The organism is Listeria valentina, assembly GCF_011800755.1.
GTDB lineage: Bacteria > Bacillota > Bacilli > Lactobacillales > Listeriaceae > Listeria > Listeria valentina.
In genome coordinates this window covers 1-9,892 of the sequence record NZ_JAATJW010000077.1, presented here as the reverse complement: position 1 = coordinate 9,892, position 9,892 = coordinate 1, and the positions used below count along the sequence as shown (strand labels likewise).

At 38.7% G+C, this 9,892-nt stretch carries 11 protein-coding genes and 1 pseudogene; 8 read left to right on the top strand and 4 right to left on the bottom strand.

Annotated elements, in window-relative coordinates; translation table 11 throughout:
* From HCK02_RS12390 to HCK02_RS12380, 3 genes are all read left to right on the top strand, one after another.
* Positions 1-387, top strand: a 387-nt coding sequence (locus tag HCK02_RS12390; protein ID WP_167630421.1) for an ImmA/IrrE family metallo-endopeptidase, incomplete at its 5' end; no start/stop codon positions are given.
* Between the two features lie 27 nt (positions 388-414).
* Positions 415-1,176: a hypothetical protein gene (locus HCK02_RS12385; RefSeq protein WP_167630420.1), complete on the top strand. Its 762-nt coding sequence runs from the start codon at positions 415-417 to the stop codon at positions 1,174-1,176.
* 68 nt (positions 1,177-1,244) lie between these two features.
* Positions 1,245-2,654 (top strand): recombinase family protein, encoded by a 1,410-nt coding sequence (locus HCK02_RS12380; protein WP_167630419.1) that lies wholly within the window; start codon positions 1,245-1,247, stop codon positions 2,652-2,654.
* Between the two features lie 39 nt (positions 2,655-2,693).
* Here the strand turns inward: HCK02_RS12380 and HCK02_RS12375 are convergent.
* A pseudogene (locus tag HCK02_RS12375) lies at positions 2,694-2,813 on the bottom strand (helix-turn-helix domain-containing protein); the annotation flags it as partial.
* A gap of 147 nt (positions 2,814-2,960) precedes the next feature.
* Here HCK02_RS12375 and HCK02_RS12370 point away from each other — a divergent pair.
* The 4 genes from HCK02_RS12370 (at position 2,961) to HCK02_RS12355 (ending at position 6,012) form a co-directional block, all read left to right on the top strand.
* Positions 2,961-3,383, top strand: a complete 423-nt coding sequence (locus HCK02_RS12370) for a helix-turn-helix domain-containing protein (RefSeq protein ID WP_167630418.1) — start codon at positions 2,961-2,963, stop codon at positions 3,381-3,383.
* A 70-nt stretch (positions 3,384-3,453) separates the two neighbouring features.
* Positions 3,454-3,870: a helix-turn-helix domain-containing protein gene (locus tag HCK02_RS12365; protein WP_167630417.1), complete on the top strand. Its 417-nt coding sequence runs from the start codon at positions 3,454-3,456 to the stop codon at positions 3,868-3,870.
* A gap of 80 nt (positions 3,871-3,950) precedes the next feature.
* On the top strand, positions 3,951-4,784 hold the full coding sequence (gene proB / locus HCK02_RS12360) for a glutamate 5-kinase (protein ID WP_167630416.1): 834 nt from the start codon (positions 3,951-3,953) through the stop codon (positions 4,782-4,784).
* The gene (locus HCK02_RS12355; RefSeq protein ID WP_167630415.1) at positions 4,768-6,012 is read left to right on the top strand and encodes a glutamate-5-semialdehyde dehydrogenase; all 1,245 of its coding nucleotides are present in this window, start codon (positions 4,768-4,770) and stop codon (positions 6,010-6,012) included. Before proB ends, HCK02_RS12355 begins: the two co-directional genes overlap by 17 nt.
* Before the next feature lie 15 nt (positions 6,013-6,027).
* Here the strand turns inward: HCK02_RS12355 and HCK02_RS12350 are convergent, their stop codons facing one another.
* Positions 6,028-6,948, bottom strand: a complete 921-nt coding sequence (locus tag HCK02_RS12350) for an alpha/beta fold hydrolase (RefSeq protein WP_167630414.1) — start codon at positions 6,946-6,948, stop codon at positions 6,028-6,030.
* Positions 6,949-7,138: 190 nt separating this feature from the next.
* Here HCK02_RS12350 and HCK02_RS12345 point away from each other — a divergent pair, with 190 nt between their 5' ends.
* Positions 7,139-7,603: a hypothetical protein gene (locus tag HCK02_RS12345; protein ID WP_167630413.1), complete on the top strand. Its 465-nt coding sequence runs from the start codon at positions 7,139-7,141 to the stop codon at positions 7,601-7,603.
* Positions 7,604-7,645: 42 nt separating this feature from the next.
* On the opposite strand, the gene HCK02_RS12340 is transcribed toward HCK02_RS12345, so the two are convergent.
* Both HCK02_RS12340 and HCK02_RS12335 read right to left on the bottom strand, forming a co-directional pair.
* A complete protein-coding gene (locus HCK02_RS12340) occupies positions 7,646-9,091 on the bottom strand; it encodes a glycoside hydrolase family 1 protein (protein ID WP_167630412.1) in 1,446 nt (481 codons plus the stop codon).
* 2 nt (positions 9,092-9,093) lie between these two features.
* On the bottom strand, positions 9,094-9,807 hold the full coding sequence (locus tag HCK02_RS12335; protein WP_167630411.1) for a glucosamine-6-phosphate deaminase: 714 nt from the start codon (positions 9,805-9,807) through the stop codon (positions 9,094-9,096).
* Positions 9,808-9,892 lie beyond the last annotated feature (85 nt).

Sequence of the window (9,892 nt, the reverse complement as noted above, 5' to 3'; positions counted from 1 at the left end):
GTGTTAAATGGTTTTACTGAAGTAGAAGAAAATACGTTAGTAATTGAAGAAATATGTCACAAATCATTGACAGCAGGTAATATACTAAGAACTAAAAATTTGCGGAATGTTAAACAGGAGTTACTAGCAAGAAGAAAAGCACATTATCTTTTAATTCCTTTCGCAAAGCTCAAAGAATGCTTTGATGAAGGTTTAACTGAGTACTACGAAGTAGCAGAACACTTAAATGTTACAGAAAAATTTTTGCGTGAAGCTGTAACTCATTTTAAGCAAAAATATGGTTTAATGTATTATGATAGAAAAACAAATTGTTACTTTAATTTTGGCAATACTATCCAAATCTACAAAGAGGATAATAGTTCTCATTCATATGATTATGGATGTTGAATAAACAGAAAAAGGGAGAGAAATTATATGAAAAAAGTGCTTGTTCTAGGATTGATTTTAACATTTAGCCTTTTCACAACAGCTTGTGGCAACAATGAAGCTTCTTCTCATAATGCAGACAAGAAAAAAATCAGCATCGAATTGGATAATACAAAGTTAGAAACAAACGCAAGTATGACAGCTATTATTTCTGGGACTACTGAACCTAACGCAACTGTGATAATAAAATATGATGAATTAGGTATGGGACACAAAGATGACTTTAAAACATTGAAAACAAAAGCGTCATCTTCTGGTAGATTTGCCCAAACAGTTGATTGGCAAACCGACTACACTTTGTATGCTAAAAAAGGGAATTCAAAAAGTGAAGAAAAAACAGTTACCGTTACACATTCAGAAGAAGCCAAAAAAGCAATAGAAGAAAAAAATGAGAATGAAGAAAAGGAAAAGCAAACTACGGCAAAGAAAAATGCAAATTCTATCTCATTTCAAATGCTTAATAAAAATGCCGATAAGTATGTGGGGGAGCCCTATTATATTAAGGGTAAAGTAATTCAAGCTATCGAGGACGGAGGAACAACGCTTCTTCGTGTCGACATGACACAAAACGAATATGGAAATTGGGATAACACAGTGGCGATTATTTATAATGGAACTACTGATGCTGTTGAGGACAATATTATTGAGGTGTATGGAACTATTTACGGGAATTATGATTATAAATCAACAATAGGTGCTGATTTAACTATTCCGGGAATTGATGCGGATAACATTAATGTCGTAAAATAAAAGTTTAGCCTTCGGGCTTTTCTTTTGAAGTAAAAACAGAACGTACGTGCTTGTTTAGGAGGGGTACAATGACAGTAGGGATATATATACGTGTTTCAACTGAGGAGCAAGCGGCAGAAGGTTATTCTATTTCAGCACAAAAAGAGAAATTAAAGTCATACTGTCACACTCAAGATTGGAATGACTTTAAGTTTTATGTAGACGAGGGGCGTAGCGCAAAAGACTTGAATCGTCCCCTACTTCAAGAATTACTTAGCCACATAAAAAAAGGATTAATAGACACTGTACTAGTCTATCGTCTTGACCGCTTAACGCGTTCTGTTGTTGATCTGCACTACCTTCTAAGTCTATTTGATGATTATGATTGTAGCTTTGTTTCAGCAACAGAAGCTTATGACACCTCAAGCGCTATGGGACGTTTCTTCATTACTATCATCAGTTCAGTAGCTCAATTTGAGCGAGAGAACACTTCTGAGCGCGTCTCTTTCGCGATGGCTGAGAAAGCGCGACAAGGCGAGTATACGCCTAAGGCTCCATTCGGATATGATAAAGGTGTCGACGGTAAACTTGTAGTCAACGAAAAGGAGAAAGCTGTTTACCTTGATATTCTTGATAGAATTCTGCGGGGCTATTCACTACGTCAAACATGCCACTACTTGGATATGGTAGGCGTTAAAACAATCCGTTCTAATGATTTATGGTCACCAACGACTTTGAAACGCATTTTAACAAATCCAGCGGTCATCGGTGCTGTTCCTTGGAACGGAAAAATATACACTAACAATCATGAAGCGCTAATTGACGAAGATACCTATAATAAGTTAATAAAGTTGTTGGAAGTTCGTAGCAATGGACATGCTACACGACGCGGACACACCAAGCATATTTTTAAAGGGAAAATCATTTGTCCCAATTGCGGGCGTTATTTGACTGGTACAAGGACAAGTTACAAAGATATAAGTGGTATAACATCATACAATAATAATTATAGATGCGGAACATGTAAAAATAGACGCGACACCTCTATTTTTGTAAGCGAGAAAAAAATAGAAAGTGCTTTTATCGATTATCTAAAAAACTTCTCATTCAAACAAACAACGTTGAAAAAAACGGGCGGAGATAAAAGCAAAAAAGAACAAGAAAAACTATTAAAAGAATTAGCTTCTCTTATTTCACAAAGAAAAAAATATCAAAAAGCTTGGGCGGCTGATCTTATAAGTGATGATGAATTTTCAGACCTCATGAAAGAAACAAATATTTTGATTACTGAATTAGAATCCAAACAAAAAAATTACGTCACTTCTACCCCGCTTTCTCCTGAACAAATTAAGCGAAGAAATAACGTTCTTAAGAAAATGCGGATAAATTGGGAAAATCTAACTCAAGATGAAAAAATAGACTTCATCAGCATGTTTGTACAAAAAATTGAAATCACTGCTGAGAAGCCTTATAAAGTACTTAAAATAAGTTTTCTATAAAAAAGCACAGACTCATTATAATGTCTGTGCTTTTGTTACATACACACTTGTATACTTATATCCCATTTTTCGTGCGACAAATGCTTGTGTAATCCCCTTACTCAAGCGGATTTCTCTGATTTTGGCTACATTGATATTCTTCGTCTTTAGTTGATCCATTCATCTAGCCTCCTAACACATACTGAGTTGTCCATTCTATTTTATCAACACATTATGCATTCGTCAATAAAAATAAACTTCGAATTGTGTTGTTTTATTCTTATTTTGTGTATATTCATGTATAATGGCAACGAGGAGATGATAAACATGACGAATTTAAGCAAACAACTCACTCTTTTACGGGAAAAACAAGGCTGGACAAAAAGAGAAACTGCACGTCGCCTTGGATTAAAAGCCCCGTCGACTTATGGAAATTGGGAATATGGCATTCGCGAACCCGATCTTTCCATGGTGAAAGAAATTGCCAGTTTATACGACGTCACGGTCGATTACTTGATTGGCGATACAAATACTTTAAAGGAAAAACCTCGACAAGCCTCCAAAGACATCCAGCAGGAACTAGAAGATTTGGCTGCTGAACTAAAAGGGCCTACTACTTTTTATTTAGGCGCAGACATTTTGAAATCCCACACCTCAGCTTTTCTCCAAAAAAACATCTACTTTATTTTAGAAAATGCCGAAAAAATCAATCAATTACATGGATTAAACTCAAATAAAAACTCTAAATAAAAGACAATCTGTGTTTTTATTAGCTTTATAGTTTCATTTTGTGTATAATTTAGGCGAAGGGGTGAATCATTTGGTAGATTTTAGTCAACGTTTGAAATTATTACGAGATAAAAAAGGCTGGTCCAAAGTTGAGACTGCGAGAAGATTGGGTTTAAAAGCGCCTTCTACATATGGAAACTGGGAATATGGACTTCGTCAACCTGATCTTGAAATGGTGACAAAGATTGCCGAGCTGTTCAGTGTTAGTGTGGATTATTTATTAGGAGAAAATAATATCCCTTCCTATGACCTTGAAACGAAAGAAAAACAAGCTGATATTTTATATCGTCTAGAAAAAATTTGTGAGGACATTGAATATGAATCTGATTTACAGCTCGGTAAAAATACGCTATCAGAACCGGCTGGTGAATATATTTTAGATAGTCTCACCTTTATGATCAAGCAAGCCAAAAAATGGAACCAAATTGATGAAGCGCCTAAATCCTAGGCGTTTTTTCTATTCCTACTATTAATTATTTGGATTTTTTGTAGTACAATAGAAGTATTCTATTTCAAAGGAGACCCGCTATGCGAAAATCACTTCATTCATGTAAACGCATTGTCGTGAAAGTCGGCACTAGTACACTCATGCACTCCAACGGGAATGTCAATTTACGCACCATTGAAAAACTTACCCGTGTCCTTTCGGAGCTCCGCAACGAAGAAAAAGAAGTTGTGCTTGTTTCATCAGGCGCAATTGGTGTTGGTTTAAGAAAGCTTCAACTTGAAAAGCGTCCTTCTTCCATTCCAGAACAACAAGCTATCGCAGCAGTTGGTCAAAGTGAATTAATGCATATTTATTCCAAACTGTTTGGAGAATATGGTTATCCAGTTGGTCAAATTCTGCTTACTCGCGATGTTACGGATTATCCGATCAGTCGTGAGAATGTCATCAATACTTTCAATACACTACTTGAGCAAGGTATTATTCCGATTGTTAATGAAAATGATACGGTTGCTGTTGAAGAAATTGAACATATCACAAAGTATGGTGACAATGATCGTTTATCTGCGATTGTAGCTAAATTAATTAACGCGGAACTCCTCATTATGCTGTCTGATATTGATGGTTTTTATCATGAAAATCCCCTATTAAATCCTGCTGCTACCATGTTCGATGAAGTAAACGAGGTAACGGATGACCTCTTGCAACTGGCTGGTGGGAAAGGCTCTGAATTCGGAACTGGTGGCATGTTAACCAAGCTCGCTGCTGCTGATTACTGCTTAAAAAATGATCGTCAGATGGTACTTGCAAACGGGGATAACCCAGATATTATTTATGACATTATTGCAGGAAAAAAAGTCGGAACGTTGTTTACAAATTCCAAGCAGGAGGCATCATCTCATGAACCGATTCGTTAACCTAGGAGAAAGCGCTCAAAAAGCAAGTAAATTTTTGGCTCTCGCTGATTCAGCAAGTAAAAACCGCGTACTTAACGCTTGGAGCACTGCTTTACGCAAGCAAACTAAACTCATTTTGGATGCAAATCAAAAAGATATCGAATCTGCTAAAGCAAGCGGCATGAAGGAAACCATGATCGACCGGTTACTTTTAACACCAGCGCGACTCGATGATATTGCAAACGGTGTGGAACAAATTATCGCTCTACCTGATCCAATTGGAACGGTGGATGAAATGTGGAAAAACGAAGCCAATTTAAATATTGGTAAAAAACGCGTGCCACTGGGTGTTATTGGAATTATTTATGAATCTCGTCCTAATGTGACAGTGGATGCAGCTGCCCTGACTTTTAAAGCCGGGAATGCAGTCATTTTACGCGGTGGAAAAGAAGCCTTTCATTCCAATCTAGCTCTTGTGAAAGTATTACAAGAGGCTTCCAAATCGGCTGGTTTTCCAGAAGAAGTGGTTCAATTTATCGAGGATACTTCCCATGAAACGGCGTGGGAATTTATGCGCTTAAATGAGTATTTGGATGTGCTTATTCCACGAGGAAGCGGTAAGTTGATTCAAACTGTTGTTGAAAATGCTACGGTGCCCGTTATCGAAACAGGCGTTGGTAATTGTCATATTTATATTGATAAAGCAGCGGAAATGGACATGGCTATTGATATTTTAGTGAATGCCAAAACGTCTCGCCCGTCGGTCTGCAATGCGGCAGAAACCTTATTAATTCATGAAGACGTTGCTTCCCGTTTCTTGCCAGAAATCGAAAAACGTCTGGCTCCATTCGCTGTTGAAATTCGTGCGGATAAACGCGCTGGCGAGTTCTTACAAGACTTTGTAGAAGCGACAGAAACCGACTTTGAGACCGAATTTCTTGATTTTATTTTAGCGGTGAAAGTCGTTTCGGATATTGATGAAGCGATCGCACATATTAGCCGATACGGCACCAAACATTCAGAAGCGATCGTCACAAGCGACTATTTTGCTGCTAATCAGTTTCAAAATGAAGTCGATGCCGCGGCTGTTTATGTGAATGCTTCTACCCGCTTTACAGACGGCTTTGAATTTGGCTTTGGAGCAGAAATTGGCATCAGCACTCAAAAACTCCATGCTCGTGGTCCGATGGGATTGCGCGAATTAACGACTACTAAATATGTGATTTTCGGCGAAGGTCAAATCCGTTAAGAAAAGAAGCGAACATTAGCGTTCGCTTCTTTTTTGTTCCATCCAATTTATAATATCCAACATCACAGTTTCTTTTCCAATTTCGTGAATCAATTCATGCCTAGCACCTTCATACAACTTATAGGTCACATCTTGGACGCCAGCTTCTGAAAATCTTACCGCAAGCTTCGGAATATCTTTCCCGTAATGCCCCACTGGGTCTTCTGTTCCAGACAATAGGAGAATCGGGATTCCGCTAGGTACGCTCTCGACATTTTCTTTAATTTGCGCTGCCAAAATAGCTCGAAATAAGGTATCAAAAAAACCGGATGTTCCAACAATTGGTCCACAAAGCGGGTCATTCGCAAACGCTTCTTGGACGAGCGGATCGTGGGATAGCCAGCTAAACGGATGCTTTTCGTGGTACGTATGATTAAATCCCCAAAAGGCAAGTTTATTGAGTAATTCATTTTTACGTAGTGGGTGTTTTTTTATAAAGTGACCTGAAAGTCTCATAGCTAAAGCAAGAAGCAAAGCTGGTTGTAAGCCGCTCCCTGAGAGGATAACTCCGTCCGCCGAATGCCGTGTGATAAAAATGCGCGTAATAAAGCTCCCCATGCTGTGTGCAAAAATAAAGTAAGGTAAGTCAGGAAATTTTTGTTCGATGTAGTACTTTACGATTTCTTGATCTTGAAGCAACATTTCAAGCCCCTTACTCGGCTCGATATGCCCAAGTTCAGCTTCCGATTTGGCGGTTAAGCCAAAGCCACGATGGTCATCTGCTATCACAACAAAACCAGCTTGATTTAATCTTGCAGCGAATTCTGAATATCTACCACTATGTTCATTCATCCCATGGACGATTTGAACGATGCCGATTGGAGCTTCTACTTCTAACCATTCACGAATGAAAAGTTCTTCCCCATCCTCTGTAGCAAGTTTTTGTTCGTTTACCATGTTGTTTTGTCCTCCTATGCGCTTTTTATTGCTATACCCATTTTACACGATTTACTAAACGCTTTGTTAGGACTTTTGGAATAAACGTTCAAAACCTCACCTTCGATGGATTTATTTTTGGTTTTCTAGAAAAACTTAATTGCTCACAAATTCACATTATGTTATTCTATCAAAGAAGGAGCTGATGGAAATGAGTCAGAGTTTAGCACACTTACAGATGTTTGATTATTTGCTTAAAAAATACCGGGATAGAGAGATTTTTCCAGATAGTAAAATGATTGTCGAAATCGATGGCAAACTTTGGTCGGGCCATTTTATTCACCTGGATGATTGTCAAATTGTGGAAATTGATTGGGATGATCAACGTTATACGCGTGTTGAAAAAACACGAGCAGCAATTAATGAAGAATTTGATACCAACATTCAAAATTCGAATGTCAATGTCAGTGAAAATCGTTTAGACGCAAAACTGGCAAAGATTAAAAACCTAGAAGTTCTTTACCAAGAAATCACGCAATTTGTGGAGCAAGTTAGTGATGAAACCACTTCACTGAAACCTTATTTATACGAGGCTTACTGTCTTGATACGCGTGTCAAATTGCCTTTCCTTGATGTAACTGGAAAATCTATTCAAGTTGTAGCTTTAACGAAATAGTAAAAAAGAACGCTTCTCAAAAAATAGAGAAGCGTTCTTTTTTTACTGCCCTTTAATCCAGTTTTGATACCAATAAAATGAATCTTTTTTATAGCGCTTCAAACTGCCGTTTCCAAAATCATCTTGGTCTACATAAATGAATCCATAACGTTTCGACATTTCTGATGTCCCAGAAGAAATAATATCTAAGGCAGACCAGGTTGTATAGCCCATAAGTTCTACTCCGTCTTCCACCGCTTCTGCCATCGCTTGAATATGACTTTCCAGATAGTGAATGCGATAATCATCATGCACTTGTAAGTCTGCTGTAAGCTCATCTTCTGCTCCTAGTCCATTTTCAACGATGAATAGTGGCATTTGATATCGTCCGTAAAGATGATTAAGTGAATATCTTAAACCTACAGGATCAATTTGCCAGCCCCAATCCGATGATTCCAAGTATGGGTTGACTAGCGTTTGACGCAAGTTAGCCTCTGTTTCCTCAGCTCCATCTAAATCTGCTGCAGCCACACTTGACATGTAATAACTAATCGCCAGAAAATCTGGAGGATAGTTTTGCATGACCGTTCGGTCTTCTTCTAGGATATCCAAATGGACGCCTTTTTCTTTCCAAATTCGCTTAGCGTAATGAGGATAGTGGCCATGAATCATCGTATCTGTATAATAAAGGTTGGCGAGCTCGTCTTCCATTTGTGCCGCTAATACATCTTCTGGTTTGGAAGTAGCCGGATAAGTTGCAAAGTAAGCAATCATGCAGCCCAACTGATTATCTGGCGCTTTTCTTGCGAGATCTTGTTTGATTAACGCCGCAGCAACAAATTGGTGATGAACGGCTTGATAGACGGCTTGCTCGTAATTTTCTGTCCGGTCTTGAACGACTCCTGTCGATTTGAAGGACGAAAAGTTGCCTGCATTGATCTCATTGAAACTAATCCACAGTTTGACGCGGTCACTATAGCGCTCGAACATGGTATTCGCAAAATGTCTAAAAAAGGAAATGAGTCGCCGGTCTTGCCAGCCGTTGTAATTCTCTGTCAAGGCTAGCGGCATTTCAAAATGCGAAAGTGTAACAAGTGGCTTCATTCCGTGTCGCACAATTTCATCGATCACTCGGTCATAAAAAGATAAAGCTTCTGGATTGGGTGTTGTTTCTTCGCCTGTTGGAAAAACGCGACTCCAAGCGATAGAAAAGCGAAATACGGTAAATCCCATTTCCGCACAAAGCGCAATATCTTCGGCATAATGATGGTAAAAATCGATTCCATGGCGCTTTGGATAGTGGCGCGTTCCTTGATCTTGGATGGCTTTTTCGATATCTTCACTCGTCATTTTTCGGTGCCTGCTTAAATCTTTCCGATCAAGCTTCTCATCATAAAACGAAACATCAGAGACAGCAAGTCCTCTTCCACCTTCTTGAAAAGCGCCTTCTGCCTGACATGCGGCGATTGCTCCACCCCATAGAAAATCAGCTGGAAATTTTTGTTCCATGGTTACCGAACCTCCTTCATGGCTTGCTCGTCGGCAATCACGGTTAAATCAGGATGCAACTTTAGAATCGATGCGGGATACTTGCTGTCTACTGGACCTTTAACGAGGTGCCAAATGGCTTCTGCTTTTTGACTTCCAAGTGCGATTAAGACTAGCTTTCTTGCTGCCATGATACTTCTTGGTCCCATCGTCACCCAGTGATCTGGAACGAGATCTGGAGAATCGAAATGACCCGAAATTCGCGTGCGTAAGGCACCTGTTGCTTGTACTTTTACAGTCTGATCTTCAAATCGAGTCGCTCCAGGTAGGTTGCCACAATAATGACTATCCTGTCCAATTCCTAGAAGAATGGCATCTAATCCCCCGTCTTGTTTAAGTCGTTCATCATGTTCTATATAGTTCTCGCTTGTCAGGTGATGAATTTGACTAGCATCAATTTTAGCCGGATCAAAATATAATTTGTTTAAGTCGCGCATGGTAATCCTGATAAAAGCTGGATCGGTACTTGGAATTTCATCAAAGTTATAATAATGAACATGGCGAAAAGCTGGACTTTTTTCTATTTTAGGCGCTAAATAGCGATAAACTCCTTCTGGCGTTGTCCCTGCTGTTATGGAAAGATTAAAGCGAGTTTGCTTGCTTAACATCCATCCAATCAGTAGTTCTCCTGTAAGTTCATTTAGTTCTTGTTCGTTTTTAACTGTTATTAATTTCATTCTTTTTTCCTCCTCGTAAAATATATTTTAGAAAGATAAATGATCTTCCCTAAATGTTTCATTTCTTTTCCTTACGGAATAAGTT

What these genes read in the sequence shown, in the direction of transcription:
- HCK02_RS12385 (WP_167630420.1), top strand. Translation starts at nt 415, where the DNA reads ATGAAAAAAGTGCTTGTTCTAGGATTGATTTTAACATTTAGCCTTTTC.
- HCK02_RS12380 (WP_167630419.1), top strand. Translation starts at nt 1,245, where the DNA reads ATGACAGTAGGGATATATATACGTGTTTCAACTGAGGAGCAAGCGGCA.
- HCK02_RS12370 (WP_167630418.1), top strand. Translation starts at nt 2,961, where the DNA reads ATGACGAATTTAAGCAAACAACTCACTCTTTTACGGGAAAAACAAGGC.
- proB (WP_167630416.1), top strand. Translation starts at nt 3,951, where the DNA reads ATGCGAAAATCACTTCATTCATGTAAACGCATTGTCGTGAAAGTCGGC.
- HCK02_RS12355 (WP_167630415.1), top strand. Translation starts at nt 4,768, where the DNA reads ATGAACCGATTCGTTAACCTAGGAGAAAGCGCTCAAAAAGCAAGTAAA.
- HCK02_RS12350 (WP_167630414.1), bottom strand. Translation starts at nt 6,948, where the DNA reads ATGGTAAACGAACAAAAACTTGCTACAGAGGATGGGGAAGAACTTTTC.
- HCK02_RS12345 (WP_167630413.1), top strand. Translation starts at nt 7,139, where the DNA reads ATGAGTCAGAGTTTAGCACACTTACAGATGTTTGATTATTTGCTTAAA.
- HCK02_RS12340 (WP_167630412.1), bottom strand. Translation starts at nt 9,091, where the DNA reads ATGGAACAAAAATTTCCAGCTGATTTTCTATGGGGTGGAGCAATCGCC.
- HCK02_RS12335 (WP_167630411.1), bottom strand. Translation starts at nt 9,807, where the DNA reads ATGAAATTAATAACAGTTAAAAACGAACAAGAACTAAATGAACTTACA.